Source organism: Arthrobacter sp. 2RAF6, assembly GCF_052115205.1.
Lineage (GTDB): Bacteria > Actinomycetota > Actinomycetes > Actinomycetales > Micrococcaceae > Arthrobacter.
On sequence record NZ_JBFRGF010000047.1, the window covers coordinates 1 to 26521 of the forward strand.

Here is a 26521-nt window from a genome sequence, read left to right on the forward strand (position 1 = left end):
GCCTGTCCCCAGCCGCGCAGCTCGATGCAGCTTCCGCATTCGGCGATGAAGTTGTCGTGAATGGAAAGCGCGTCCGCGTGGTAGATGGTGAGGGCGTTCTCAAGGTAGACGAACCCCATGCCGGTGACGCGGAATGAGTCATTGGCGTTTGCGACATAGATGCCGGTCTTGCCGTTGATGTAGGTGTTCTCGGGATGCATCCCCGAGCCGTCCGGGTTGAAGTGCAACCCGTCGATGCAGAAGTTGGAGAACTCGACCGAGCTGATCCGCGGGCTCCCGCTTCGCTCAACGTAGAAGGCGGCTCCCTTGGATTCCTCCTCGTCTCCGTCGAGGGGGATATCGACGATAATGCGGCTGCCTCCGGGCCACAGCTCATGCAAGTCGGGCCATTCGTCTTCGGGAACGTTGAACCGGATGCTGGACGAGGTAAAGCCGTGTCCCGAGCCATGGATCCTGAGGAAGCTGATGTCGATCATCACCTGCGTACGAAGGTGGTAGTCCCCGGGCGGAAGGTAGATCACCGCGCCTGGCTTTCCTCCGTTGTTCGCATCGGTGGCGCTCTGCCGGTCCTTGATGTCGGCGATGATGCTGTTGATTACTTCGCCGACGTCCTGGGACGGATTGCCGACGGGCCACGTAGTCACGTCGTAGTAGTTGTTGCTTGACATGGGTTCTTCCCGTTGTGTTGTGGTTTCTCAGCCCTTGACGGCGCCGAGTGTCATGCCTGCGACGATCTTGCGCTGCAGGAGAAGAGTGAGAAGGATGACGGGGATCGAGTAGACGGCCGCGAGGGCTGTCATGGATCCCCAGTCCAGTCCGAACTGGGTCTGGAAGTTTGCGATGACCACGGGGGTGGTTTGGGACCGGACGGCGGTCATGAGCAGCGCGAACAGGAATTCGTTCCAGGACGCGAGGAAGGCGAAGATCGCCGTGACTGCGATGCCTCCGGAGACGACCGGGATGACTACCCGCCAGAGGGCTCCGAGCCGGCTGCAGCCATCCACTGTCGCGGCTTCCTCCAGGTCCTGTGGCACGGCTTCGAAGAAGCTGGACATGAGCCAGATGGAGAGCGGCAGCGAGATGGTGGTGTGCGCGATGGACAGCGCTATCGGGGTGTCGGCCAGGCCGACGGAGGCCATCATGGATGCCAGCGGGATGCCGATGGCTACCGGCGGCACCATGCGGGTGACCAGCGCGGCCATGATGAAGACGCGGCCGCTGGCTGTTTTGTAGCGTGTGATGCCGTAGGCCGCCGGGACGGCCAGGACCAGGGACAGCAGGGTGCTGATGACGGCGGTCTGGATGCTGTTGATGAACGACGCCGGTACCCCGCTGCGGCCCAGGGCGTTGATGTAGTTGTCCAGCGTCCATTCCTTGGGGAGGATGGTCGGCGGCACGGCAATGGTGTCGATCGGCGTCTTGAAGGACGTGAACAGCAGGTATAGGAACGGGAATCCGTAGAGGACGAGCGCCGCGGCGAGGAGGATCCACAGGATGGTCCTGGTGCTGCGCTTGCCGGCTTCGAGTCCTTCACGATTGACGCCGCGGCGCCTGCGGCCTCCGCCGGCCGACGCAGGTTCCTTGGTGGTCTGAGGCGCTAGGGCTGTCCGGCTTGGCATGGTGCTCTCCGTTTGGTGCGGTGCCGGCGCGTTGCGGTATGCGATGCCGGCGTGGCGTGGCCGGTCGGGGACGGCGGCCGCCAGCGCGCCGCTGTCGTCGGGAGTCTGGGCCAAGCTCATCAGGTGTCCTTTCCTGGCCGCCAGATGGTGGTGACGGCGACGAAAGCGATGGCGAGCATGGCCAGCAGGTAGATGGTGCCCATGGCGCTTGCGAGGCCCGGGTCGCCGAAGCGGATCATCGTCCGGTAGATGAGCAGGCTCATGGTTTCGGAGGCGGACTGTGGTCCGCCGTTGGTCTGGATGAGGATGGTGTCAAAAGCCCGTGCTGCGTCGATGCCGCGGACCACCAGCGCCACGGCGATGACCGGCCGGAGCAGCGGGAGGATGATCCGGAACAGCAGCGACGGTGCGCGGGCGCCGTCGAGCCTGGCCGCCTCGATGAGGTCTCCCGGGATGTTCTGCAGGCCTGCGAACAGTACCAGGCACATGAACGAGGTCGTGAGCCAGATGTCCGGGACGGCGACGGAGAACAGGACGATGTCCGGGTTCGACAGCCAGCCGATCTGGTTGGGGTTTTGCAGGATGCCGGCCTGGTTCAGGAGGGTGCCGAGCAAGCCGAAGTTATCGATCATGAGGAACTTCCACAACAACCCGGCCACGATCGGGGCAATCATCAGCGGGTACAGGAACATGGTCCGCCAGACCTGGGATTTCCGGCCCAGGGTGGTGAACAGGAGGGCCATGCCCAGGCCCAGGGTGAATTCGAGGGTCACCACCATCAGGGTGTAGGCGAGGGTCCGCCATCCTGCACCGATGAAGGCCTCTGAGGTGAAGGCCCGGACGTAGTTGTCCACGCCCACGAAGTCACGGGGGCCCCCGACGATCGGGGAAATTTTGAAGAAGCTGTCCGCGACAAGCCGGAACAGCGGGTAGGCGACAAAGATTGTGAGGAACAACGCCGCGGGGGTCATCAGGTAGAGGGCGAAGCGGCGATCGGGGATGCGCACGGGATTCTCTTCCGCTGGTTGGGGCCGCGGCCGGCAACGCCATGGGCTGCTGCCGGCCGCGGAGTCTTACTTAAGGAGGGCCTGGATCTTGGACTTGGCGTCCGCCAGCAAGGTAGTGCTGTCTCCGCCGGCAACGGCCTTCTGAAGCATCGGAACCAGCACGGTGTCGACGATCTGCTGCCACTTTGCTGTTGCCGGACGGGTCGCCGTCGCGGGAGCGTTAAGGGTTTCGATCAGCGGTTTGAAACTCTCGTAGCCGGGCTGGTCCTGATACTTCTGGAAGGCGGACACGCGTGCCGCCAGGCCAAGGCTTGACTGGATGGCCAGATCATTGTGGTCGAAGGCGCACTTGACGAACTTCTTCGCGGCGTCCGTGTTCTTGGTTGCCTTGGGTACCGAGAGGTACCACGGGCCGGGAACACCGGCAACACCGGCGGACCCGCCGATCATCGGGGCCGTTCCGACCTTGCCATAGACCGGGGAGTCCTTCGGGATCTGCCGGTACGCATGGGCCCAGAACTGGGTCATGGCCGTCTTGCCCTGGTTGAAGAGGTTCTGGGCGGCGGCCCAATCGACCTGGGCCGCACCGGCCGGGGCGTCCTTGACGAGGCTGGTGTAGAAATCCAGCGCTTGTTTGTGGGCCGCATTGTCAATGACCACGTTGTTGTTGCTGTCCAGGACCATGGGCGATCCGGCCTGCAGCACGTGGGCGAGGTACTCGGTTTCAACGCCGCCCTTGACGTCCGTGCCATACATGCCATCTTTGGTGAAGAAGGCGGAGATGTCCTGGTACTGCTGCCAGGTCTTCGGCGCGGCGAGGTCGTAGCCGTACTTCGCTTTGAAGCCGGCCTTGTTCTTGGCGTCCTCAAAGAGGTCTTTGCGGTAGAGGACTATCTCGGCGTTGGTCCACGCCGGCATTCCGATGAAGTGGCCATCGACGTTGGCTTCCTTGACCAGTGAAGGAAAGATGTCCTTCTTTGCCTCGTCCGTGAAGAGCTCATCGATGGGCTGCAGGGCGTCCTTGAAACTGGGCAGCCAGACGGAGTCAAGGGCAGCAACATCGAAGGAGACAGTGCCGGAGGAGAACTCACTGGAGAGACGGTTGAAGAGGCCGTCATAAGGGAGTTCAACGAAGTTGACGTTGACCCCGCTGTCCTTCTTGCACTGGTCGGCAATCGGCTGCAGTTCTGCATGGCCGCCTGCCTCCACCAGGACGTTGATGGAGTCGCCCGCGGCGCCCCCGGACGTTGCCGGGCCTCCTGCGCCGCACGCGGTCGCGGCCAGGATCACGGCCGTCGAAAGGCTACCTATAGCGGCAAGCCTGGAGATTGTTTTTCGAGAGGACATCGCTGTCGACTCCCTTTCTCGGGAATGAAACTACATAGACGGGCTTTTGGGTGAAAAACCGTTTTGCCAAAACGACTTGGCATCAGATTACGCGGAGAGCGCGGAGGGTGTCAAGGGTCACAAATCATTGGTAGACGCGGCGGATGTGCCAAAAACTTCAGTCCGAATTTTGGCGTTGACAGCCGGCATACCGTGCTCCTAGTGTCATCTCTCGTTAGCCCAAACGGTTTGGCATATCAGTTGTGGCATCAGTCGACGTGGGACGTAAGCCGTTTCCCGGAATAAAAGCGTGATGCCGCCGAAGCATGACAAGGACAGTCAAGCGCGAGGCAGACCAACCCGGCAGTGCCCGATTCCGAACCGCAGCATTCTTATCTCACAGAGGAGAACCCGTGTTAACTGGCAAGAATCTAGAAAAGGCGAATCCGAGCCGACGCCGGCTGATCGGCGCGGGAGCCGCCGGAACGCTGGCGGCTGCCTTGAGCCTTGGAACAATGCAGAATGCCAATGCGGCCGACGGCCAGCAAGGCGCCCCCCTCGATTCGCCTAACACGTACGACGTGACCACGTGGAGGATCAAGGCGCACCCGGACGTCACCGCGCAGTCCGACATCGGGGCGGTCATCAACGACATCATCGCCGACATCAAGCAACGGCCGGCGTCCCCGGACGCGCGTCCCGGAGCCGCGATCATCATCCCTCCGGGCGACTACGACCTGCACACCCAGGTCGTCGTCGACATAAGCTACCTGACCATCGCAGGCTTCGGGCATGGCTTCTTTTCCCGAAGCATCCTCGACAACTCGAACCCGACCGGATGGCAGAACCTCCAGCCCGGAGCCAGCCACATCCGCGTCCTGACCTCTCCGAGCGCGCCCCAGGCATTCCTCGTCAAGCGGGCGGGGGATCCCCGTCTTTCAGGAATCGTGTTCCGGGACTTCTGCCTCGACGGAGTCGGTTTCACCCCCGAGAAGAACAGTTACCACAACGGCAAGACCGGAATCGAAGTCGCCTCCGACAACGACTCCTTCCACATCACCGGCATGGGCTTCGTCTACCTCGAACATGCCCTGATCGTGCACGGCGCCGACGCGCTGCGCGTCAACGACAACATGATCGCCGAATGCGGCAACTGCGTCGAGCTCACCGGGGCCGGGCAGGCCACCATTGTCAGCGGCAATCACATGGGCGCCGGCCCCGACGGGGTCACACTGCTGGCCGAGAACCACGAAGGCCTCCTCGTCACGGGCAACAACCTCTTCCCCCGCGGCCGCAGCCTCATCGAATTCACCGGCTGCAACCGGTGCTCGGTCACCTCGAACAGGCTCCAGGGCTTCTACCCCGGCATGCTCCGCCTGCTGAACGGCTGCAAGGAGAACCTCATCACGGCCAACCACATCCGCCGGACCAACGAGGGGTACCCGCCGTTCATCGGCCGCGGCAACGGCCTCGACGACCTCTACGGCGTCGTCCATGTCGAGGGAGACAACAACCTCATCTCGGACAACTTCTTCGCCTACAACGTCCCGCCCGCCAACATCGCCCCCGCCGGCGCCCAACCGACCCAGATCCTGATCGCCGGCGGGGACGCCAACGTGGTCGCGCTCAACCACGTGGCCAGCGACGTCGCTTCCCAGCACGTCGTCCTCGACGCATCCACCACCCACTCGAAAGTGCTCGACAGCGGTGCCGCCTCCCAGATCACTTCGTACAGCCCGGACACCGCCATCCGACCGACCCCCTGACCGACGAAGGCGCGCCAGGAGCGCGTCCCGGGGTGCGGCTTCCGTCCCCGGGGCGCGCTCCCAGGCATTGATTTGCCCGGCCTGGTGCTGAGGGCGAGTAACCTTCCCCGATAGGCTCGGATCAGGGATGCCGGAAGAAATATCCAGCATGTCCTGACTTCCCGAAAGGAGCATCATGATTCACGTAAACCAGGGCGCTCCTGGACCGAACGGCACGTGCGTCGTTATTACCGGTGCCGGCGGTAACATCGGCCGTGGCCTTGCACCACGTCTCCTTGCCGCTGGATACGACTTGACCCTCTCCGACCTTAAACCCGTCGACGGACTGGTTACGGAAGCACGTTTCGCCGCGGCGGACCTCCGGACGGGAGCGGGCCTCCAGGCCGCGACGGCCGACGCCGACATTCTCGTGCACCTGCCGGCATTGCACGGCATCCACGTCGTCGATCACACTGAAACGGAATTCTGGGAACTCAATGTAAACGGGACATTCCGCACCCTGCAGGCGGCGGTCGCCGCGGGTGTCAGGAAAGTGGTGTGGCTTTCCTCGCAGGCATGGCATGACTCGGAGGACGTTTACGGATTCACGAAAGTCATCGGCGAGCAGCTTCTGGACTATCACCGGACGCGTCACGGCATCTCATCTGTCGCGGTCCGCCCTGCTTCACTGGTCCCCTGGACGGATTGGGCCCGTGACTATGGCAGCGGTCTGCTCTACGAGCGTGTAGATCGCAATGATGTGCTCGACGCAATCGTGTTGTCGGTGGACTGGGTGGCAGGAAACGACGGCGGTCTGGTGTTGGATGCCCTCCATCCGGACACAGTGTCGGCCAACGATCTGCGCGATTGGGAACATGATCCAATCGGCACCGCAGACCGCCTTTTTCGTGGGGCCCGGTCCGTCGTCGAGCGGTTCGGCCTCGACATTTCGGCCCCTCCCGTCCGGCCCAGCAAGCTCGGTTGGACTGAGGTCGGTTACGCGCCGAGCCGTGACTTCGGTACATGGATCAAAGAAGTCGCTGGACTCAGCGACGATCAGGTGAAAGCACGAACCAGCGACTACTGAACGTCATCAAGTCGAGGGTGGTACACCGACACGCTAGCCCTGCAGGGCCGTGCAGCCATCCATCGGCAGCCTGCGTGACTACCCCTTAACAACTGCTGAGGCAGAACCTGACCCCTCCCTGCCGGCCAGAATGATTGAACGCGACCCCACGAAAGTTGAGCCCGTTAGCAACCGTCACTGAAATGAATCCCCGGCACGCAGGGTTTAGTAGAGCTTTACTTGGGCGGCAAGGAAGGCTTCCTTCTTCGCATTCGCATCAATCACTTTTGCTCCCTCGATGAGGCCCGCAGATCCTTGGGCCTCTCCTGATAACCACCGAGCAGGTGGACATCGCCCAAAGGCACCGATATTCCTGCAGGGGCTTCGCCGACCAGTGCTGCTGATTTCGGGCGATTCGTGTGCCAAGGTGCTATGGCCAGAGGCCAGTGGTTGTCTCCTCGACCGCAAACGTAACGAGTGGCTGCCGTCCAGATCGAGTTTGCCGGCCGCGTCAGCGGGATATGAGCAGGCTGATTTGTGTCCTGATGTCCTGCACCAGTGCTTCAGTTTCCAATCCAGCGTTTACGCTAGCGGCCATGCTGACAAACATGATCGCGGAGACAATGCGCGCCGCCGTCGCGGCGTCATCCGCGCCGGCCAGTTTTTCTCTGTCGAGTATGGCGGCAATGGCCTCCTCGGTTTGCCCAACGATGGATAGAGCAGCGCTGTGCTGTGGCTCCGTAGGGTCGCCGAAGACCATTTCCCGCAGATAGAAGCGTCCGTTGTCGATCTGGGTTCGGTTGCACTCCACGATCGGCCGCACGACGGCCATCACCGCACCCAGGGCATCCTGGATGGTTTCAGCATCCGCCCGGCCCCGCTCGAGAGCTTCGGCGTAGTGGGCATTCTGAACGAGGAGGAGGAGTTCTCCCTTGGTCTTGGCGTAGAGGAAAAGGGTTCCGGTGCCGATGTCGGCTTTGTCGGCGATCTGCTGGGTGGTGACGTCCTCGACCCCGTATTCGGCGAACAGCTCACTGGCTGCGGCGGTAATGCGGTCCAGCTTCTGCTGTTTGTTCCGCTCGCGCCGTCCGAGCGGCTGGGACACGACGGGCATGAGTTTCCTCCGGAATTAAACTGACTGGGCTCAATAATGAGTATAACGAACCCGGGGGGAACCGGGTCTCTCACGCGGTGCCGCTACTCTTCGTAGTGGGGGAGTATCTGGCTGTGCTTGACATAGGTCAGGGCAGCTTCGACCTCGTAGGCGTGGATCGCGGAGGCCAATGGCTTCAGCTGGTGGGACAGATCCTGGACCGCGGTGCTGTCAAAGAAGGTGGCGCGGGCGGCATTGTTGGCGAATCCCACGATGATGGATGCATGGAAGCGCTGATCACTGGGGTTGTGGTGGGCGACGTTTAGGGTGTCCCATGTCTTCTTGATCCATGGCATGAATGATTGAGTGCGTAGTTCCTTGAGCATCCCAGTGTCAGCCAGGGCAGGAACAAGTCCCTTCTTCACGAGCCGCCTGAATTCGCCCGGGTGGATGCCGGGGCAACGGCGGAGGTAAATGATCGCGCGAGCGCCGACAGTCTCTGCCGGGGAGGCGACGTGATACCAGTGTGAAGTGTTCGGCGGGCCGGCGTTGAGAAGGGTGCGGCGGAATACGTTGACCTCGTCCTTATAGGCCAAGGCGGTCTCCTTGCGCCCCTTGAGCGGCGAAAGCGCTGATTGGAAGGTGACTTCCGCTATGCCGTCGATCTTCCGGTCCGCGGGGATGGCGGTCTCCACCCCTGTGGTTGCGGGCCATAGGCCGGGGTTGTGTTCGGCGAGGTGGATCTGCCGGTACTCCTCCAGCCCTGGTGTGGCGGCGATGATGCCGGAATGCGGACGCTTCCAGTAGTCCATGCCCGTTTGACGGGACTGGCCGCTGCGCACCCAGAGCAGGACCGGGGACGTGAAATGCTTTTCTAGGTGCAGTCCGGTAGTTGGTGGTGAGGTGCCCATTGATGCCTTCTTATCGCGAGCGTGGTGGTCAGGGGGCGAGGAATTCGACGACGGCGGGTGCGAACCGGGGGTGGTGCTGGAAGATACCGCCGTGCCCGGAGTCGGGGTAGATGATCAGTTCGGATCCCTTGATGCGCCGGTGCAGATCTTCGGAGAGCACGGAAGGCACCATGCGGTCGTTGTCGCCATTGGCGATAAGAGTGGGGTGCGTGAGCGTGGACAGGTCCGACGGGGCGGAGCGGCCGAACTTCTGGATTGCCTTCAGCTGCATTCGGAATGCACGGGTGCTGATCGGCTTGTCACGGCCGATGGTGCGCTCCTGCAGGCGTTTGATGAACGCTTGCGCGGCGGGCTTGCCGGTGGTGTTGCGGTTGAAGAACAGGAATTCCTTGGGGTCGGACCGGGTCAGGGTTGCCCGGAGGATGTCCCGGTAGGTGGTGCCGACGACCTTGTCGATGTCTTTGCCTCCTCGCGGGCCGGTTCCTGTGAGCACGAGCTTGCGGACGAGGGTGGGATGTTTGAGGGTCAGGTCTTGGGCGATCATGCCGCCCAATGAGAAGGAGAAGACATCGATCTTGTCGAATCCGAGGGCCTTGATGAAGGTGTAGGCGTCGTCGGCCATTGCTTCGATGTTGTCGGGGACCCGTCCGGTGGAGGCGCCGACGCCGGGCTGGTCGAAGGTGATGACGTGGCGGTTCTTGGCAATGGGGTCGATGATACGGGGGTCCCAGTTATCAAGGGTGGCTGCCAGGTGCACGAAGAACACGACGGGGATGCCGCCTTTGGGCCCAAGCTCGCGGTAGGCGTAGCTGACGCCTCCGGCGGTGACAGTGCTGGCAGGTGCCTTCGCGTACGAGGTGACGACTGGTTCGTTCGGGGCGTCGGTGTTGTCCATGACGGTTGTTCTCCTGGATTCTCTGCTTGAATAGTGGCTGTCGGAGGGTCAGCTGGTGACGGTGAGCACTGCTTTGCCCCGGAAGCCCCCTGCGGCCAGGGATTGCAGTGCCTCTGGAGCCTGGCCGAAGGCGAAGACCTTCCCTACGATGGGGCGCAGCACGCCGTCGTCAACGAGGGCGCTGATCTGGCGTAGCTGGTCGCCGCTGGCACGCATGAAGAGAAACTCATAGCTGACGCCGAGCTTCCTGGCTTGCCTCCGGATCTTGCTGCTGAGCCCGGTGATCGCCAGGCGCAGTATGGGGTTGAGGCCTGCTTTGCGGGCGAATGCCGGATCGGGCGGGCCGGCGATCCCAATCGCTTTCCCGCCGGGCTTGAGGATGCGCAGTGATTTCTGCAGGTTGTGCCCTCCGAGGCTATCCAGCACCAGGTCGTATCCGCTCAGGAGCTGCTCGAAGTCCTGGGTGCGGTAGTCGATGACGATGTCCGCGCCGAGGTCCCGCACGAAGTCGGCGTTGGAGCTGCTGGCGGTGGTTGCAACGGTCGCGCCGAGATGCTTGGCCAGCTGGATGGCGATGGAACCGACTCCGCCGGCGCCGGCGTGAATGAGAACTTTCTGTCCTGGCTGCACATTGCCCTGCTCGATGAGGGCCTGCCACGCGGTAAGAGCCACCAGTGGCAGCGAGCCGGCCTCCTCCATGCTGGCCGAGACGGGCTTGAGCGCAAGGTCTTCTTCCGCGACGGCAATACGTTCGGCAAATGTGCCGATGCGGTCCTCGTTTGGACGGGCGTAGACCTCATCGCCGGGCTTGAACCCCTTCACTCTTTCCCCGACGCGCAGCACGGTGCCGGCGACGTCGTTGCCCAGGACCAACTGGAGCTTGTAGGGAAGGATCTGTTTGAACTCACCCAGGCGGATCTTCTCGTCCAGCTGGTTCAGGCCGGCAGCTTGCACCTGCACCAGCACGTCCCGTTCGCCGACGGCGGGTTCAGCAACCTCGGCTTCGCGCAGCGGTTCCTTGTACTTGTTGATCACGAATGCCCGCATGCCGCGATGCTCCTTCTGGGTGGATGTTCTGGTATCTGGCTCCGGTGGCGACGGCAACTTCGCCCGGGATGACACATGCTAAAGTGACTACAATCAATTATGACTGAACTCAGTTTAATGTCAAGAGGTAATGGAAAGCGCCGTGGCGACGTGCTGGATTCGTCACCACGGCGCTTCCGTTGGTTCTATCTGCGGGTGTTGACAGTGTCAACACTTTGGGCGTCGGACCGGGTCGTTCATCGGCCGGACTGGGCCGTACTGGCTATGTTTTCGGGAGTTCCCAGTGTTTTCAGGGGTCGGAATGCGGTTCGAGCCCCACCTTGGGCACGTGTTTCCGCAGGTCAGCGGGCCTTTGGTCCTCTGGCTCTGGGTGCACGATCTAGAGCTCTGTCACGGGGGGAGAGCCGGGTTCGTTGACCTCATTGTCGAAGTCGAGGGGCGCACAGGTCTCTTTGGATCAGGAGATAGGCTCCAGACCCGATTCCGGGGTGATGATGCGCACGCCGTTGTCACGGAATGCTGCCTCAAGTTCCTTGGGAGGGTGGGTGTCGGTGACGAAGTAGTCTGCGCTATCGAGCAAGCCGATTTGGGCGAAGAGCTGCTTGTCGAACTTCGACGAGTCTGCCAGCACGGCAACCCGGGTGGCACGGGTCATCATCTCGCTCATCATGGCGGCTTCCCCGACATTGCTTGTGGTGTAGCCACCCTGCACTGACACCGCACCGATGGCAATGAGCGCCAAGTCGCAGCGAATGTCCAGATCGGCCCCGCCTGTTGCGATCCGCAGGCTCGTGGGCCCGGTCGTTGCGAGAGTTGTGGAGCGAACGGAGCCGCCGAAGATGTACAGTTCCCGCCAGACTGCAGGGTCCAGTTCCGCTGGCACGAGTAGGTTGTTCGTGGCGATGGTCAGGTCCCGGTGATTGTGGAGTGCACGAGCCACCGAAAGCATCGTGGTCCCGCCATTCATGATGATCCCGGTGTCGTCCCGCACGAGTTGAGCTGCAAGGGCGCCGATCTTTTCCTTCTCCGTGGCTTGCAGGCCAAGGCGCAGATCCACGGCCTTCTCAACTCGGGAACTCATGGCCACGCTAACAGCGCCTCCATAGGTGCGCACAAGAAGGCCCTCGCCGTCCAGTTGGTCGAGGTCGCGGCGCACGGTGTCGATCGAGACACCGAAACGATCGGCCAGCGAACCCACGGTCACCTGGCCGACTTCCGTGACGTATGCGACGAGCTGCGCCTTCCTGCCTGCTGGATGTCGGCGCGAACGCCCTTCGTCTATGGTCATGCTGTCTAACTCGCTCACGCTGCGATGCTAGCACCGGAACTGACTCGCCCGAAGCAAATACAGCAAAGAACTGCAGAAGTGTTGCACATCGGGGAAATCAACCGCTCGTCAGCGCGTATACATTGATTCTTCAGACCAGGATGCCGTTCTTGTCATCTTTAGTCAGACTCTTTGCATTTTTATGCTTGCATTTGCGTCATTCACAGGACTAGTGTGTCCTATATCACGCAATGAATGCGCATGATCAAGCAATTACACGAAGGAGTGGACATGAGCATGAGGAGAGGCCGCCGCCCGCGGTTGCTCGCAGCGTTAGGCGTAACCGCCGTTGCAGCTCTCACAATGTCAGGTTGCAGTGGCTCGCCTTCCGGTGGTGCCAGTGCCACCGGCGATGTCACCCTCGAGTTCGCCCAGTGGTGGGAGCCTGAGCTCCCGCAAGGATCCCTGGCCAACCTCATTGACCAATTCCAGAAGGCGAACCCACACATCAAGGTGAAGCTCCTTAGCTCACCTTTTTCCGCAGACCAGCAGCAGATGGTTGCCGACGCAGCCTCGGGCCAGTTGCCCGACGTCCTGGGCCTCGACGGTGCCTGGGTGAGTGACTTCGCCAAGCAGGGCGCGATCGCCGACCTCTCTCCGCTGCTGAAAGCTGACAACTTCTCCGAAGACCAGCTGGCAAGCGAGGTAAAGGTTGGCGGCAAGGCCTATATGATCCCTGCGGTCAACTTCGTCTACCCCTTGTTCGTCAACAACGACCTGCTCAAGCAGGCCGGCGTGAACAAGGTGCCGGACACTCGCAGTGAGTTCCTCGACGCAGCCAAGAAGATCAGCGCTCTCGGCGGGAACGTCAAGGGCTGGGCCCTGCCCCTCGACACCGCAGTCCCCAACGGCATCCAGAACGACGTCATGTCATGGGTCTGGGCATCTGGTGGCAGCATGCTCAAGGACGGGGAGCCTGACGTCACGAATGCGCAGGTCAAGAGCGGAGTCGACTACGTCAAGAGCCTCTACGACGCGAACGTCTTGGCCCCCGGCGCCCTGACCATGAAGGAGCAGGACAAGGTCGAGAAGTTTACCAACGGCCAGGTCGGCATGGTGATTGACTCGCTCGCTCACATCAACCTGATTAAGAAGAACAACCCTAAACTCAACTTCACGGTGGCAGCGGTTCCTTCCGAGGATGGTTTCACCGGCAAACGTGGCATCCCGTACGCGTCGTGGGGTGTTGGCATTTCGAGCAAGTCCGAGCACAAGGCGGAGGCGGCCAAGCTCGTCGAGTTCCTCATGAGCAAGGACACAAACGCTCAACTGAGCAACCTTGCGAACGGCTTCCCGGGCAACAAGACGGCGACGCCTGACTTCAGCAAGAGCGATCCGCTGTTCAAGACGGCCTTCGATATCTACCAGGCCGGTTACCCGGCGAATGAGTTCACCGGCCTGCCAAAGGCCGACCAGCTGCAGCGCACCTTCGACGAGCAGCTGCAGCGGACCCTCACCGGCAGCCAGAGCGTCGATCAGACGCTCAGCACCGTCCAGTCCGCATGGAAATCCATCTTCTGACGTCGAAGATTCGACGGGGTCGTGCCGCCCAGCTTGCGGCACGACCCCACAAAGGAGTTCTAGACATGCATCTGTCCTCTACTAACGTCGGGGGACCCGGCACGGTACGACCCGCCGTCGGCCTGCGGTCGAGTAAGCGGAACGCCTCTGCGGTGCGTGCCCGCAAGCTCACTCCGTTCGGCTTCGTCTCGCCGACGCTGGCCCTGATTACGCTGCTGACTGTGGTGCCGATTGTGATGGTCGTCGGCTATTCCTTGATGGATAGTGCGATCATCGCGCCCAACCCGGTGTTCGTTGGATTTGCCAACTATGTGAAGGTGCTCAGCGATCCGGCTTTCCTTGTGGCGCTCGGCAACACCTTCCTCTTCATCACCTTCAGCACCGTCGTGCACTTGGTGCTCGGTCTCGTCTTTGCGTTGCTGCTGAACACCTCGCTGCTCGGCAACGTCACCAAGGCAATCTTCCGGGTGGTCTACATCCTTCCGTGGTTGTTCACCATTGCGGTGATCGCCGTCGTCTGGCGTCTCATGCTCGACCCCTCCGGTGTGGTGAACTACGTTCTCGGCACGTTTGGCCTCCGGGGGGCGAACTGGCTGTCCACACCCGAAACGGCACTGGGCTCCGTGACCTTCATCAACATCTGGTCAGGGTACCCGTTCTTCATGATCAGCCTCCTGGCCGCCCTGCAGGGCGTGCCAACAGTGCTACACGAGGCTGCACGCGTCGACGGGGCGGGATGGTGGCAGCGGTTCCGGTACGTGACACTGCCGCATATCCGTCCGGTGATTATCAGCATGGCGGTGCTCGACCTCATCTGGACGTCACAGCAGTTCGCTTTGATCTGGATGACCACGGGCGGGGGCCCACTCAACGCCACGGAGGTGCTGAGCACCTACACCTACAAGCAGGCCTTCAGCAACTTCGATTTCTCGACGGCCTCCGCGGCCGCGGTCATCGTGCTGCTGCTCACGATGGTCCTCGCCTTCTTCTACGTTCGGCATCAAACGGTGCGTGATTGAGATGAGCAACTTGACTCTTCGGGGACGCAGAGACGAAAAGATCGACGCCCCTCTCGGGCGGCGGGCGGGAAAGAAGACCCTGCTCAAGGTGGGAGCCTTCGCGGCCCTGGTGATCGGGGCACTATATGCGGGGCTGCCCGTGCTGTGGATGCTTTCCACCTCGTTCAAGGCGAATGGAGAGGTCTTCGCCCTCCCACCGAAACTGATCACGTCCGGCTTCTCGCTGGATGCCTACACGGCGATCCTCACCGACCCGTCGCGGTTGCGGTTCTTCCTGAACAGCTACATCGTCGCCATATCGGTAACCCTGCTGACCTTGGTGACCGCAATCCTCGCCGCGTACGGCTTCAGCCGCTACGAGTTCCCGGGCAAGCGGCTGATCAATGTCGTGATCGTCTCTGTGCAAGCCGTTCCGCCGATCACGCTGGTGATCCCTTACTTCGGCCTGATGGTCGCACTCGGCCTCTACAACACCTATCCGGGCCTGATCCTGACCCACATGGTGTTCACGCTCCCTTACGCGATCATCATGATGACCGCGTACTTCAACACCTTGCCTCGCGAACTCGATGAAGCAGCCAAGGTGGACGGCGCGAACGCCTGGACCGCCCTGTGGCGGGTGCTCGTGCCCATCTCGATACCCGGAATCGTGGCAGTCGGGGTATACACATTCATGATCTCGTGGAATGAGTTCCTCTTCGCGCTGACCTTGACCCGCACCGACGCCATGCGGACCGTGCCGATCGGCATTCAACTGCTGATGGGCCAGCATTCCTTTGAGTGGAACCAGATGATGGCGATGAGCATCCTGGGGTCGATCCCTGTGCTCGTGCTCTTCCTTCTGTTCCAGCGGAGCTTCATCGGCGGACTCACCTCCGGCGCGGTCAAAGACTGAACGCCTCAAAAAAACCTCAACCCAACACAAGGAGATATGCACCATGCTCGTCGACGGAAAGACCATTCTAGACATCGCGAACCAGAACAACTTTGCCATCCCGGCCTTCAACATCAGCGACTGGGCGATGTTTCTCGGTGTCATGGACATCAGCGAGGAGAAGGAAGCCCCCGTCATCATCGCCATCCACCCGGATGAGGTCGCGCATATCACGACCGACCTCATCGCCGCGATCCGTGCGCGAGCTCACCGGTCGAGCGTGCCGGTCGCGATCCACTGGGACCACGGCGGCACCTACGAGCAGATCATCACGGCGATCCAGTCCGGCTTCACCTCGGTCATGATCGACGCGTCGATGCTGCCGTTCGAGGAAAACGTCGCTCTCACCCGCAAGGTTGTGGAGGCGGCGCACGCCGTCGGCATTCAGGTCGAGGGCGAGCTCGGCACGATCGGCGCGAACGACAGCTACGGCGAGTCCGGGGCGGCCGAGATCATCTACACTAACGTCGACGACGCCGTGCGTTTTGTCGAGGAGACCGGTGTCGACAGCCTCGCGATCGCGATCGGGACGTCGCACGGCCTGTACCCGGCCGAAAAGAAGCCCGAGCTGCGCCACGACCTGCTTGAGCAGATCAAGGCGGCGGTGGGTATCCCACTTGTGCTGCACGGCGGATCCGGCAACCCCGATGCGGAGTTGGCCCGTGCGGTCTCGCTCGGCATCAATAAGATCAACATCTCCAGCGACATCAAGGTCAGTTACCACAACCGCATGCGCGAGATCCTCGGCACGGACGAGCGTCTGCGTGAGCCGAACAGCATCCAGCCGCCGTGTATCGCGGCCATGAAGGTCACCGCGGCTGAGAAGATCGACCTGTTCAACGCTGCCGGCAAGGCAAAGCTGTACTGACATGACGCCGCGCCTAGTACTCGGACTCGGCGGCAGTGTTGACTACGAAATCGCCTGGTCGTCCAAAGTTATCGAGGACCTCGTCGAGAGCCACGGCATCCGTGCCGAGGAGCTCGGGAACACCACACCGATCGTTGACGAGCGGAGTCTGGTGCTGTCCGTGCTCGAGTACTTCCGGCGGGGCGCCGGGGGAGAGCGGCATGTTGCCGCCCCCGACTCCCTGGAGACCTTCGCCGCGCGGTTTCACCGCAAGGTAACGTTGGGAGGAACCGGAGTTCGGGCCGGACTCGCCCTCGCGCGTCTCGGCATGCCATCGACCCTCCACCTGGTCAGCGTGAACGAACACTTCCGGCGACTGCTTCCGGCGGAGTGTTCGTGGATTACGAGCGCCGAGCACGACTCTATCGAGCCGCACGTGATCGTGCAGTGGGAGGAGGGGGCGCGGGTCCGGATCCCCGGGACGGAGCTCGTCGCCCCCTTTCCCAACCGGCTCATCTATGTCAACGACCCACCGAACGCCGAAATGCGCCTCAGCCCGGACCTGCCGGAGGTTCTCGCCAAGGCGCATATCGTCCTGCTGTCCGGTCTGAACGCCATGCAGGACGAGGGGGTGCTGGCTGCCCGGCTCACGGAACTGCGATCAGCGCTGGACGCGTTGCCCGAGGGCGCCTTCGTATACTACGAAGATGCGGGGTTCCACAGGCCAGCCTTGAGCGCACGGGTGCGCGCCGCGTTGCTGGACCGAATCGACGTCTACGGAATGAACGAGGACGAGATGCAAGTGCACCTTGGCCACGCGGTCGACCTACTGGACCCGGTCGCGGTGCGGGAAGCATTGGGGGACCTCGCCTTCGTCATTCCGGCCCGGACATTCGTGGTCCACACGAAGTACTGGGCGCTGGCCGCCGGAGATCACGCCGAGCAATGCGCCCCCGCGCTCTCCGGAGGAATAGCCATGGCAAGCACCCGCTACCGCTGCGGCGACGACTTCACCGTGGAGCAGTACGCAGGAACCGCGGACCTGCCGCTCAACGAAGCGGGGGCGGCTCTTGCTGCCGCGATCTCCGGTCCAGGCGTTCATGCCGTTGCGGCTCGGGCGATATCGATCCCCACACCTACAACCGTCGGGCTCGGAGACTCGTTCGTCGGAGGATTCCTGGCGGCCCTTGCTACAGAAGGAGCGTCAGTGTGGACTTGATCGTTCTGCCCTCCAACCGCCCAGCCAACCGCTTCTATCAAGGTGGCCGCCAGATCACAGACTTCCGGGGAGAACCGCCGGCCGCAAGTCACGAGCCCGAGGACTGGATTGCCTCCACGACCTCGGTGTTCGCCCAGCCAGATGTGGGCATCACCGTGCTTCCGAACGGTGTCCCGATGCCCGCAGCGATCGAAAGGGACCCGCAGGGATGGCTGGGTCCCGAGCACGTCGCTGCCTTCGGGGCGGACACGAGGCTGCTGGTCAAGCTGCTCGACGCCGGCCAGCGCCTGCCCGTACATGCCCATCCCGACGGCGACTTCGCCGCCACGCACTTAGGCCACGCACACGGCAAGGCCGAGGCGTGGTACATCCTCCGAGGAGGCACAGTCCACCTTGGCCTCCGTCGAGACGTGGAAGGCTCGGAATTGCGCGACCTCGTCGAGCGGCAGGACTCCGAGAGCCTGCTGAGCCTCCTGAACCCCATCGACGTCGCGCCCGGTGACGTCGTATTCGTCCCGCCAGGCCAACTGCACGCCATCGACCAAGGCGTGTTCCTCCTCGAAGTGCAGGAACCGGAAGACCTGTCGATCCTCCTCGAATGGAGAGACTTCGAAATCGACGGCCCGGCAGAGGGGCACCTGGGGCTCGGCTTCGATCTGGCGCTCAAAGCGGTGACCCACCGACACCTCGACCGGGAGGAGCTCGACAAACTTGCTATCCGTGGCCCCGGGGAAGGGTCAGTGCTGCCCCGGGTGGCGGATCCATACTTCCGCGTCGAGCGCATCCTCGTCGACGGGTGGCAAGAGATCGCCCCGGGCTTCGCGGTCTTGGTTGCAGTGCAGGGGGACCTCGTCGCTGCTGGGGAGGCGATGCCTGCCGGGCGTACGGCGATGGCGCCCCACTTCATTGGACCGATCGCGGTCAGCGGCCACGGAGAGCTGGTGGTGTGCCGACCCCCGAGTCCAGAAGGCCGAGTGTGACGCCTGGTTGCCGGAGGTGTCGCCGGGCGTTCAGTTGCGCACGAGGTCCTCAGCAGCTTTAGTGCGACGGAGATCGAATGGATGTCCGCCGGACCGGGCTGGGTGACTTCGGCGAAGGTGTCCTCGATTCGTGCGAGCTGTTTTTGGTGCCCTCGACGTTCATGGCCGGCAGGATCCTGCCGAGGGCCTGTTCCACTGGCTGGTCACGATGGTCATGGGTTATCAACCAGCGCGTCCGCACGGCCGACGAATCCGTCCATCGGTGGCGCGTGGTCCGGGTTGATTTTGACGCCTTCGAGAACTGGTTAGCGGAGTTCCCGCCGGGCGGCGCCGCCGTTCAGCAGGTCGCTGACGCGGGCGGGCACCAGGTCCTGGAGGAATTTCAACCCCTCCGGGGCTTGGTTCGCTGTGGCCGCTGCAGCGATGGCTTCCAGCGTCGACACCGCAGTCTGCCGTGCGTCGTCCAGGTCGAGGCCCCAGGCTGCGCCCTCACGGGCCAGGTGCTCCAGGGTGATGTAGCTTAGTCGGATCTGGCCATCGATGGAGTGGCCGGCGTTGTTGCTCGGTGCGTAGAGCAGCAACGTGGGTGCCACGTCGTACAGCGGGGCGAGCTGCACTTCGCCGCCATCGCGCAGAATAAGGGCGTAGTTCTTCGAGTGCGCGTCCCCGTTACCGATCGCCAGGTTGAAAGTCACTGCGCTGAGCAGGTCCCGGCGGAAGGCATCGTCGTCGCGCGTGTGCGGTGCGGCTGCGTTGACCAGGCGGGTCAGCCGGGACGGCGGGGCTGAACTGCCCTCGTACTTCGCTTCGCTGGCCAGTGCCAGGGCCTGGGTGAAGTCCTCCTGGTGGAGCCGGCTGCCATCCGGGGCACGGTCAAAGCGGTCCACGATGATCGCCTGGCGGGAGCCGAACTTCTCCAGGCGTGCCGTGGCCGCGGGTATTCCGGCCGCAGCCGCCGTCTTCAACGCCCAGTCCTCGGCGGCGAGGAGGGTCGGGATGGTCGACTCCAGGGGCTCAGGCTTGATGATGTGGGTGGATACAGCTCCGCGGCCCGGCCAGGCCCAGCCGCCGTCGTGCCGGGTCAGCAGTACCTTGGACTGGACCCCGCCCAGGGAGGCTGTGATGAGGAAGTCATCGGGCAGGTCCCAGGTGGGGAGTGACTCGACAACCGTGGCGACTTCATCCTCGGTCATGGGAATGGCGGCGCCTGGTACGTCCGGGGCGTCCCCGGGCGGCAGGATTTGAACGGCGCCGGCACAGTCGGCGCCCAGGACCCTGAGAAGACCGAACGCATCCGGCGTGGACAGGCCGTTCTCCTTGGCGATGTGGGAGCGCACCTGGCCTTCCGGCAACAGCCCGTCAAAGAAGTCGTACACTTCCGGGCCCCCGATCTTGTTCCGGCTCACGGGCATGGACAGCGACAACAGGATGGACCCGGAGCCGTACTCGGCCACAGCTGCCCGGTCGTACTGGAAGGAAATGCGAAGTCCGCTGCCTTTCAGTACGCCGATCCGCGTGCCGCGAAGGAAGACGTCCAGGGTTTTGTGTGGGCTCACGGGCGGACCTGAAGCTTCGAAAACCGCGGGACGAGGGCGACATCACGGCCAAGGACCCTGATGGCCTGCATGGCGACCACCAACGACACGGCTTCCCCGCGTTCGAGCCGGACGATGGTCCCGCGGGTCACCTTGAGCCGCTCAGCCAAGTCCTGCTGGGTCAGGCCGGCCTCCTTGCGGGCATCGCTAATGGCCCTGCCCAGCGAGGAAGCATCCACGGCACGGTAGAACGGGGTTGGCTCGTCGTGTTCCATATATCGATCATAGTGCCAAACCGACAATTTGTTCTATATTTCAAACATCCAAGGCCTATTTGGGAATGTTCGATATATCTGACATTGCTTCCCGGCTATCGCGGGCGCCCTGGCGGCAGGCCTCCGCAAGCGGCTTTTCGGGAGCCGGCCCGGATTGGGACGTATTCGTGTCGATATCGCTACGCGAAAGCTACTTCAGCAGAGGCGATAGATGGTCCTACAGTCCCCTATCTAAGCTGTGACCCACGGATTCGTTCTTCTATTGGTTCATTGTGTAGCCTTCCTGGTTTATCTGCTTTACGTGCGCCGCCACGACGGTCGTTTTGGGACGAGGAGGAAGCTCGGCGGGCGGACTGGGATCGTCGAGGCAGGCCCCGCCGCCGCAGCCCGGAAGCGTTGTGCACCCGATACCCACAACCACCCGGGCCAACCGGCCACGGGCTGTGGACAACAACCAAAGCCCGGCCATCCACGGAAAGACCCGGCGCGCCGCCGGACCCCGGGCGCGCCGCCGTGGACCGCGCGCCGAGCTGTCTCACGGGAATCCCTCGCGCGTCGGAAAGGCACGGTACCGTCGGCTATCATTCCTTGCCGACCTTCTGCCGTCTTGAAGTCAGAAAATGCGCGGGAGATTGGCCAGGAGGACCGGGGCCGCGATCAACAGGGCAAGGATCCATCCTGCGCGCCGGCGTCGTGCCCGGTCAACGAGGGTGCGAAGGGCAGCGAATTGATGCTGAAGGGCTGCGGCGTCCGCGCCGGCCAGCGGGTTCCGGTGCCAGGTCCCGGGCCGGACTGCCGCCGCCGTCACCAGGGCGACCTGCGTTGGCGTGAGCACAGCCTGGCGGCTGTCGAGCCAGCGCAGGAGCTGCCGGTCCGTGACCACGGCGACGCCGGAGGGGCTTTCCCTGATCGTCATGCTCTTGGGGGCAACGATGACGACGACGCCGGTGACTTCCACGGCCTGGTTCGCCCCGCTGGTAAGAAGCTTCGCCGCTCGGGCGGCTTCATAACTGGCGTTGTGGAGGTGGCGCTGCTTCTTGCCCGCGACCATCAGCGTCCCTCCGGCCACCCAGACGGATTGGCCCGTGTGGTTTTTGGTATTGAGGGTGAAGACCCCGGCCGGGCCGATCAGCACGTGATCGATATCCGAGGTGCCGGCGCCGACCGGGACGGCGTGCAGGACCGTCCATCCGGGCCCCAGCTGTTCAAGGATCCTCCCCACGCTTACCTCGCCGAGGGCGCCCTTGTACCAGGGGTGGTTGTCCGGGCTCAAGGGGTCAGCCCCGAAAATACGCCCCAGAAGAGACCGCGGTGGCTCTCCTTCCCGGTCGGCCAGCAGCTTCTCGATGACAGCCTGTCCCGGGAGCCGGTCGCTCAGCCCGCCGCGTTCCAGGATGCCATCGGGGTTTGGCGGAAAATCCTGTGATGCAGAGTCAGATGTCATGGGGTTCCCTATCCCTTGTCCCGTCGGAACGAAGGGCCGCTGGCCGGGTCCAGCCAAGCCATGGCCTCGTTCCTGGACGTGAAAAAGCGGCTGGGACATCGTGGCTTGCGGACGCCGAGGAAAAAGCTGGCGATGACCCGATCCACCGGGCCGGATCCGAGCAACGCGATCCGTGAGGCGGCGCAAGTGGAGAAGATGGATCGGGCATCCCGGCTCAGATCCTCCATCATTGCCATGTCGACCAGCAGCGCGTGTTCGGACCCCCGGCAGACTTCGTCAAGGGCCGCCATTGCCGCAAAGGCATCGGCGGCTTCGATGGTGCCCTTGGGTCTCCAGATGACGTGAATGAAGCCATCGGTCCGCAGTTCCACCGCGCCCTCAGCGCCCTTAATACCTGGGGCCGCGAGGCGCCTTCCAGTCTCGCCTGTTCGCCCGTACGCCTCCTGCAGTGCAGGCTGCCGCTGATGATCCCACGGTATCCGGGCAATTGAGGTCCCAGCTGGTTTTTCGGTCAAAGTCATGGTGACGGACGGGAAGCGTTCGACAGGGACAGTTGGAGGCATTCTCCAATGAGGCCGAGTGGGCGCAGGATCCCGTTCGGGCTGGCCAGCTGGAGCCCCCTCATGACTCCCCATGCCTTGGCGGGTCAACGTCGGACATCTTCCACAACCTCTCCCATGTCGGTCGTCCCCTCCCACTGGAAGCGGCCCGAATCATCGTCCCCAGACAATGCTCACAGGAAGAACGGCCAGTCGTCACGCTCTTGCGGAAATCCTTGGGAAATCCTGTGGAGGAGCGGGAGTAACCTGCCGCATCCTTGGACGTCAACTGGATGCTTCGCGAGCAGACTGTGCGAGGTTCGAAGCTGTGGCGCTTGAGTAGCAACCCTTCCACCCCCGCTTTGGCCCTTGAGCGTCGCAAGGGAGATCGAAAACGGGATCCCTATTGCCGGCTACTACGCAAGGCCGCGATGGTTCGGTTGATGTAGGTCTCGACGCTGACGGTGACTTCGGTGGACGGGTCAAGCAGCCATTGCAGTCCGATCCCGTCCAACACGGCGGTGACCAGGCGAACTTCTATCTCGATTTCGGCGGGGGTCAGCGGTGCCACCTCGCCGGCGTCGACTGCCTGCTGGAGATGGATTCCAAGGGTGGCAAGGTTGTTCGTGTAGCGGTGCTGAATGAAGACGTGAGCCGGATGGGCAGGGCTGGAAGCCTCAGCCGCGATGGTGGTGAACAACTCGAGCAGCCCCCGGTTGCTTCGATGTGCAGTCATGACCTCAGGCAACCGCCGGAAATAGTCCAGCCCGACAACATCGGCCAGGCTGGCTTCCACCGTTCGGCGGTCCCACTCCTGCAGCACAGCCGTCAGGAGTCCTTCTTTGCTACCGAAGTGCTGCAGCAGCGTCGCATGGGAGACCCCAACCCGCTCAGCGATGGTTCGGATCGATCCACCCGCGTAGCCGTACTCGCCGAAGACCGCGATTGCCGTGGCGACGATCTGTTCCCGCCGCCGGATCCCTGTGCGGTAGGGACCCCGCGCGTTAGTCCCTGTGCTATTTGGCATGGACACCACCATCTCATATTCCATTGACCAAAACCTACCACTCGGTTATAGTTTATCGCCAAAGAGGGGCAAACAGTCCTGGTCAACAGACCCTCGACGCAAACACGCTCCGCCCGAGAGCGGGGGCCTGCTGCGCCCCTTCCACCCGACAGCTGCCGCTGCCCAACGCAGCGGACGCCCGGAACGACTTACCCGAGGAGAGCAATGACTGACATGCACATGTGTTTCAGCACGGGCCAGGGCGAGGAATGGCTGTTGTTTTCGCCCCCGAGAACACCTCACGGGCGACACCAGGTGCAGCACCGATGAATCCGAGCTACGACTTCACGGCCCAGATGCGCCTCCAGGGCAGCGGTGCCATCGTGAACTGCTCCTCCCTTGGCGGACTCGTCGGCAACCCCGGGCGCGAGCTTCGTTATTGGAGTCGCCCTCCCCGTCGACGGCGGCTACACCGCCCGCTAGCCCCGCCTCCCATCACCACGGAAGACAAGGAAACTTGCTGATGCAGTACTCCATCCTCGGCTCAACCGGCGTCAAAGTGTCCCGGATCTGTCTGGGCACCGCCACGTTCGGGGTCGCTCCCACCGCCCAGGACGCAAACCGGGTCGTCGGCACCGCTATCGACCTTGGCATCAACTTCGTCGACACCGCCGATGTCTATGGCAACATGCCGGTCTTCGACCGGCCCGGCGCCCCTGCCGCTGCCGACCGTGAACCCGCCGAGCAGATCCTCGGCCGCGCGCTCCGCGGCCGCCGTGAGCAGATGGTGATCGCCACCAAGTCCAACGGAATCGTCGGGCTCGACGTCAACGACCGTGGCCTGTCACGCCGCCACATCATCCGTCAGGTCGAAGCCAGCCTGCGTCGCCTGGAGACCGACTACATCGACCTCTACTACGCCCACGACCCCGACCCCGACACGCCGTTGGAACAGACCCTCGCGGCCTACGACGACCTGATCAGGCAGGGCAAACTCCGCTACGTCGGCCTGTCCAACCACCTCGCCTGGCAAGTCGTGCAGGCCTTGTGGATCGCGGACCACCGCCGGCTGAATGCGCCCGTGGCCGCCCAGGTGAAGTACAACCTCCTCGATCGGGCCGCCGAACGCGAACTCGCGCCCGCCTGCCAGCAGTTCGGGCTGTCCATCGTCCCCTACGCGCCGTTGCACGGCGGCCTGCTTGCCGACCTCCGGGTTCTCGACCGCGAGATCTCCGGTGATCAGCGCTTCGCCGGCGCAGGGTTCACCGACGCCGAGATCGCCCTCGCCCGCGAGACCGAACGTCTCAGCCGAGCATGGGGGCTGGCGCCGTATCAGGCCTCGCTGGCCTGGCTGCTGTCCCGCCCGGCCGTCGCCTCGGCCATCGTCGGTGCCGAGACCCCCCAAGAGCTCCAAGCCAATGCCACAGCAGCCGACATCGAGCTCGAACAGGCGCAGCTCGACGCGCTCACCGCTTTGGCCAGCGAACCCGCAGCCTTCCATCATCGTGCCGGTGACGGACCGGAGCAGGCACCCGCCGCTAGCGGAACGGCCTCCACCGACTAAGGTGCCCAGCCCCGCCACCCAGAAGCGAACTGCGCAGCCCAGCCCTTCATCAACAGCAAAGGAACCCGTCATGCCTCAAGCCGACCAGGCCACCATCGACATCCTGAGCGACTACTTCAACGCCATGGAGGCCAAAGACCCGGAACGACTGTGTTCCTACTACGCCGACAACATCACTCGACAGCTACCTCAACTGACGAACGAACGAGAGGACCCTTGTGGCCCGCATCCTGATTACCGGTTCCGCCCAAGGGCTTGGACGGGCCGCAGCTGCCGCCCTGCTCGACGACGGGCACCAGGTCGTCGTCCATGCCCGCGACACCCACCGTGCCCCCGCGCTCAGGGATCTGGCCGACCGCGGCGCGGCCGTGGTCGTCGGTGATCTCGCCAGCGCCCAGCAGACCCGCAGCCTGGCCGACCAGGTCAACCAGCTCGGCCGGATGGACACCATCATCCACAACGCCGGCGTCTATGGCGACGCCGGACCTAACCGCAGCCCGGAGGGACACCCGCGAGTGCTGGCAGTCAACACTCTGGCCCCCTACCTATTGACCGGCCTGATCCAGGGGCCGAACCGGCTCATCTACCTCACCAGCGACATGCACGTCAGCGGCGACCAAAGCCTCCACGACCTTGACTGGACCACTCGCCGCTGGAACGGCACCCAGGCCTACTGCGACAGCAAGCTTTTCGTCACCGCGCTCTCCCTGGGTGCCCACCCGCATGGGCGGCCCGTATGCCACCGACGACCTCGACCAAGGCCACCTTACTCAGACATGGCTCGCTGTCAGCGACAGTCCCGACGCCAGGCACACCGGTTCGGTCTGGCACCACCGCCGACCAGCACCGGTCGCCGCGGTAGCCCGGGACTGCAACTTCCAAGACCGACTCCTCAAAGAGTTGGCCAAAATAACGGGGATTGATCTCGAAGGTTAGCACCCCGCACCTCCTCAGCTCGTCCAGAGACCTACCGATGGAGGGCGACAAGTGAGCGACACCTCTCGTGCACTAACAACAGCGCTCCCGCTAGGCAAAAGTCAGAAAAAGTGCGCTTCACCCCGACAGAATACCTGGACAAATCTCGGCCTTGCCGGGAAACAACTACCCCCTTCCGCCCCTATCAGGGCACAGGCATCCCACTTGGGCTCAAATACCAGGCCACCAGGAATGGTCTGCGCATGACCGGACCGGCCGCAACGGATTACATCCTCAACAGCTACCCCCAGGATGCCCCGCATTCGCCGTTGCCTTTTCTCCTTCGGGTGCCCGTCCAACACGCTCCCGGGCGTCGACGCCATCGCACCCGGCCCCGTGAACACTCCTATGTGGGCGCAGTTCGCAAAAGACTCCGGTCCGACGCAGCCGTCAACCGGGCCAAGCGGGCCGCGCAGCTTCCAATGCGCCGGTTAGCCGAACCAGACGAAGTCGCCCGCGCCATCCTTTTCCTTGCCGGCCCGGACAACCGCTACATCACCGGCATTGGCACAAGTGGCTGATGCGCGCCACTGAGCGGCCCAGAGGCGTACCATGACGTCATATTGGAGTCCCCAGACCGGGGGCTCCAGTACGGCTGTCGCTTCGGCCGCCGTCGACTCCATCTTC

The 26521-nt window shown here is 63.1% G+C and carries 24 protein-coding genes and 1 pseudogene; 11 read left to right on the forward strand and 14 right to left on the reverse strand.

Annotated features, from left to right (window positions below; genetic code table 11):
- The 4 genes and pseudogenes from AB4Z38_RS22540 to AB4Z38_RS22555 all read right to left on the reverse strand — a co-directional run.
- Positions 1-668, reverse strand: a pseudogene (locus AB4Z38_RS22540) (right-handed parallel beta-helix repeat-containing protein); the annotation flags it as partial.
- Positions 669-695: 27 nt separating this feature from the next.
- Positions 696-1619 (reverse strand): carbohydrate ABC transporter permease, encoded by a 924-nt coding sequence (locus AB4Z38_RS22545; RefSeq protein ID WP_441431794.1) that lies wholly within the window; start codon positions 1617-1619, stop codon positions 696-698.
- Positions 1620-1738: 119 nt separating this feature from the next.
- Positions 1739-2626 (reverse strand): carbohydrate ABC transporter permease, encoded by an 888-nt coding sequence (locus tag AB4Z38_RS22550; protein ID WP_441431765.1) that lies wholly within the window; start codon positions 2624-2626, stop codon positions 1739-1741.
- Positions 2627-2692: 66 nt separating this feature from the next.
- Positions 2693-3973 (reverse strand): ABC transporter substrate-binding protein, encoded by a 1281-nt coding sequence (locus tag AB4Z38_RS22555; protein ID WP_441431766.1) that lies wholly within the window; start codon positions 3971-3973, stop codon positions 2693-2695.
- 392 nt (positions 3974-4365) lie between these two features.
- Here AB4Z38_RS22555 and AB4Z38_RS22560 point away from each other — a divergent pair, with 392 nt between their 5' ends.
- Both AB4Z38_RS22560 and AB4Z38_RS22565 read left to right on the forward strand, forming a co-directional pair.
- Positions 4366-5718, forward strand: a complete 1353-nt coding sequence (locus tag AB4Z38_RS22560; protein ID WP_441431767.1) for a NosD domain-containing protein — start codon at positions 4366-4368, stop codon at positions 5716-5718.
- 175 nt (positions 5719-5893) lie between these two features.
- On the forward strand, positions 5894-6784 hold the full coding sequence (locus AB4Z38_RS22565) for an NAD-dependent epimerase/dehydratase family protein (RefSeq protein ID WP_441431768.1): 891 nt from the start codon (positions 5894-5896) through the stop codon (positions 6782-6784).
- 490 nt (positions 6785-7274) lie between these two features.
- Here the strand turns inward: AB4Z38_RS22565 and AB4Z38_RS22570 are convergent, their stop codons facing one another.
- The 5 genes from AB4Z38_RS22570 to AB4Z38_RS22590 form a co-directional block, all read right to left on the reverse strand.
- Positions 7275-7877: a TetR/AcrR family transcriptional regulator gene (locus tag AB4Z38_RS22570; protein ID WP_441431769.1), complete on the reverse strand. Its 603-nt coding sequence runs from the start codon at positions 7875-7877 to the stop codon at positions 7275-7277.
- 83 nt (positions 7878-7960) lie between these two features.
- A complete protein-coding gene (locus tag AB4Z38_RS22575; protein WP_441431770.1) occupies positions 7961-8767 on the reverse strand; it encodes a strictosidine synthase in 807 nt (268 codons plus the stop codon).
- 28 nt (positions 8768-8795) lie between these two features.
- Positions 8796-9662 carry an alpha/beta fold hydrolase gene (locus tag AB4Z38_RS22580; protein ID WP_441431771.1) on the reverse strand — a complete coding sequence of 289 codons (867 nt, stop codon included), beginning with the start codon at positions 9660-9662 and terminating at the stop codon, positions 8796-8798.
- 48 nt (positions 9663-9710) lie between these two features.
- A complete protein-coding gene (locus tag AB4Z38_RS22585) occupies positions 9711-10709 on the reverse strand; it encodes an NADP-dependent oxidoreductase (RefSeq protein ID WP_441431772.1) in 999 nt (332 codons plus the stop codon).
- Between the two features lie 457 nt (positions 10710-11166).
- Positions 11167-12015 (reverse strand): DeoR/GlpR family DNA-binding transcription regulator, encoded by an 849-nt coding sequence (locus AB4Z38_RS22590; protein ID WP_441431773.1) that lies wholly within the window; start codon positions 12013-12015, stop codon positions 11167-11169.
- A 252-nt stretch (positions 12016-12267) separates the two neighbouring features.
- On the opposite strand from AB4Z38_RS22590, the gene AB4Z38_RS22595 reads away from it, so the two are divergent.
- The 6 genes from AB4Z38_RS22595 to AB4Z38_RS22620 all read left to right on the forward strand — a co-directional run bounded on the left by AB4Z38_RS22595 (position 12268) and on the right by AB4Z38_RS22620 (position 18556).
- On the forward strand, positions 12268-13557 hold the full coding sequence (locus AB4Z38_RS22595; RefSeq protein ID WP_441431774.1) for an ABC transporter substrate-binding protein: 1290 nt from the start codon (positions 12268-12270) through the stop codon (positions 13555-13557).
- A gap of 65 nt (positions 13558-13622) precedes the next feature.
- Positions 13623-14576 carry a carbohydrate ABC transporter permease gene (locus tag AB4Z38_RS22600; protein ID WP_441431775.1) on the forward strand — a complete coding sequence of 318 codons (954 nt, stop codon included), beginning with the start codon at positions 13623-13625 and terminating at the stop codon, positions 14574-14576.
- 1 nt (position 14577) lies between these two features.
- Complete coding sequence (locus AB4Z38_RS22605) at positions 14578-15471, forward strand: carbohydrate ABC transporter permease (protein WP_441431776.1); 894 nt, start codon at positions 14578-14580, stop codon at positions 15469-15471.
- A gap of 43 nt (positions 15472-15514) precedes the next feature.
- Positions 15515-16378 (forward strand): ketose-bisphosphate aldolase, encoded by an 864-nt coding sequence (locus AB4Z38_RS22610; protein WP_441431777.1) that lies wholly within the window; start codon positions 15515-15517, stop codon positions 16376-16378.
- Between the two features lies 1 nt (position 16379).
- Positions 16380-17576, forward strand: coding sequence for an ADP-dependent glucokinase/phosphofructokinase (locus AB4Z38_RS22615; RefSeq protein ID WP_441431778.1), 1197 nt, complete (start codon positions 16380-16382; stop codon positions 17574-17576).
- Positions 17567-18556 (forward strand): class I mannose-6-phosphate isomerase, encoded by a 990-nt coding sequence (locus tag AB4Z38_RS22620; protein ID WP_441431779.1) that lies wholly within the window; start codon positions 17567-17569, stop codon positions 18554-18556. Before AB4Z38_RS22615 ends, AB4Z38_RS22620 begins: the two co-directional genes overlap by 10 nt.
- A gap of 305 nt (positions 18557-18861) precedes the next feature.
- Here AB4Z38_RS22620 and AB4Z38_RS22625 read toward each other — a convergent pair whose 3' ends face one another.
- The 5 genes from AB4Z38_RS22625 to AB4Z38_RS22645 form a co-directional block, all read right to left on the reverse strand.
- The gene (locus AB4Z38_RS22625) at positions 18862-20112 is read right to left on the reverse strand and encodes a type II toxin-antitoxin system HipA family toxin (RefSeq protein ID WP_441431780.1); all 1251 of its coding nucleotides are present in this window, start codon (positions 20110-20112) and stop codon (positions 18862-18864) included.
- The gene (locus tag AB4Z38_RS22630; RefSeq protein ID WP_347034539.1) at positions 20109-20366 is read right to left on the reverse strand and encodes a helix-turn-helix transcriptional regulator; all 258 of its coding nucleotides are present in this window, start codon (positions 20364-20366) and stop codon (positions 20109-20111) included. Before AB4Z38_RS22630 ends, AB4Z38_RS22625 begins: the two co-directional genes overlap by 4 nt.
- Before the next feature lie 613 nt (positions 20367-20979).
- On the reverse strand, positions 20980-21810 hold the full coding sequence (locus AB4Z38_RS22635; RefSeq protein WP_441431781.1) for a nuclease-related domain-containing protein: 831 nt from the start codon (positions 21808-21810) through the stop codon (positions 20980-20982).
- An 8-nt stretch (positions 21811-21818) separates the two neighbouring features.
- On the reverse strand, positions 21819-22181 hold the full coding sequence (locus tag AB4Z38_RS22640) for a DUF7793 family protein (protein ID WP_441431782.1): 363 nt from the start codon (positions 22179-22181) through the stop codon (positions 21819-21821).
- Positions 22182-22752: 571 nt separating this feature from the next.
- The gene (locus AB4Z38_RS22645; protein ID WP_441431783.1) at positions 22753-23376 is read right to left on the reverse strand and encodes a TetR/AcrR family transcriptional regulator; all 624 of its coding nucleotides are present in this window, start codon (positions 23374-23376) and stop codon (positions 22753-22755) included.
- A gap of 502 nt (positions 23377-23878) precedes the next feature.
- Here AB4Z38_RS22645 and AB4Z38_RS22650 point away from each other — a divergent pair.
- The 3 genes from AB4Z38_RS22650 (at position 23879) to AB4Z38_RS22660 (ending at position 26415) form a co-directional block, all read left to right on the forward strand.
- Positions 23879-24919, forward strand: a complete 1041-nt coding sequence (locus tag AB4Z38_RS22650; protein WP_441431784.1) for an aldo/keto reductase — start codon at positions 23879-23881, stop codon at positions 24917-24919.
- A gap of 218 nt (positions 24920-25137) precedes the next feature.
- Entirely contained in the window at positions 25138-25842 is a 705-nt protein-coding gene (locus AB4Z38_RS22655; protein WP_441431785.1) for an SDR family NAD(P)-dependent oxidoreductase, read from the forward strand.
- Between the two features lie 255 nt (positions 25843-26097).
- Positions 26098-26415, forward strand: coding sequence for an SDR family oxidoreductase (locus tag AB4Z38_RS22660; RefSeq protein WP_441431786.1), 318 nt, complete (start codon positions 26098-26100; stop codon positions 26413-26415).
- Positions 26416-26521: the final 106 nt, after the last annotated feature.

Coding starts and splice junctions, on each gene's coding strand:
- AB4Z38_RS22615 (WP_441431778.1), top strand. CDS start 16,380: ATGACGCCGCGCCTAGTACTCGGACTCGGCGGCAGTGTTGACTACGAA.
- AB4Z38_RS22650 (WP_441431784.1), top strand. CDS start 23,879: ATGCAGTACTCCATCCTCGGCTCAACCGGCGTCAAAGTGTCCCGGATC.
- AB4Z38_RS22585 (WP_441431772.1), bottom strand. CDS start 10,709: ATGCGGGCATTCGTGATCAACAAGTACAAGGAACCGCTGCGCGAAGCC.
- AB4Z38_RS22605 (WP_441431776.1), top strand. CDS start 14,578: ATGAGCAACTTGACTCTTCGGGGACGCAGAGACGAAAAGATCGACGCC.
- AB4Z38_RS22660 (WP_441431786.1), top strand. CDS start 26,098: ATGACCGGACCGGCCGCAACGGATTACATCCTCAACAGCTACCCCCAG.
- AB4Z38_RS22645 (WP_441431783.1), bottom strand. CDS start 23,376: ATGCCAAATAGCACAGGGACTAACGCGCGGGGTCCCTACCGCACAGGG.
- AB4Z38_RS22580 (WP_441431771.1), bottom strand. CDS start 9,662: ATGGACAACACCGACGCCCCGAACGAACCAGTCGTCACCTCGTACGCG.
- AB4Z38_RS22570 (WP_441431769.1), bottom strand. CDS start 7,877: ATGCCCGTCGTGTCCCAGCCGCTCGGACGGCGCGAGCGGAACAAACAG.
- AB4Z38_RS22635 (WP_441431781.1), bottom strand. CDS start 21,810: ATGACATCTGACTCTGCATCACAGGATTTTCCGCCAAACCCCGATGGC.
- AB4Z38_RS22630 (WP_347034539.1), bottom strand. CDS start 20,366: ATGGAACACGACGAGCCAACCCCGTTCTACCGTGCCGTGGATGCTTCC.
- AB4Z38_RS22555 (WP_441431766.1), bottom strand. CDS start 3,973: ATGTCCTCTCGAAAAACAATCTCCAGGCTTGCCGCTATAGGTAGCCTT.
- AB4Z38_RS22600 (WP_441431775.1), top strand. CDS start 13,623: ATGCATCTGTCCTCTACTAACGTCGGGGGACCCGGCACGGTACGACCC.
- AB4Z38_RS22575 (WP_441431770.1), bottom strand. CDS start 8,767: ATGGGCACCTCACCACCAACTACCGGACTGCACCTAGAAAAGCATTTC.
- AB4Z38_RS22565 (WP_441431768.1), top strand. CDS start 5,894: ATGATTCACGTAAACCAGGGCGCTCCTGGACCGAACGGCACGTGCGTC.
- AB4Z38_RS22545 (WP_441431794.1), bottom strand. CDS start 1,619: ATGCCAAGCCGGACAGCCCTAGCGCCTCAGACCACCAAGGAACCTGCG.
- AB4Z38_RS22610 (WP_441431777.1), top strand. CDS start 15,515: ATGCTCGTCGACGGAAAGACCATTCTAGACATCGCGAACCAGAACAAC.
- AB4Z38_RS22595 (WP_441431774.1), top strand. CDS start 12,268: ATGAGCATGAGGAGAGGCCGCCGCCCGCGGTTGCTCGCAGCGTTAGGC.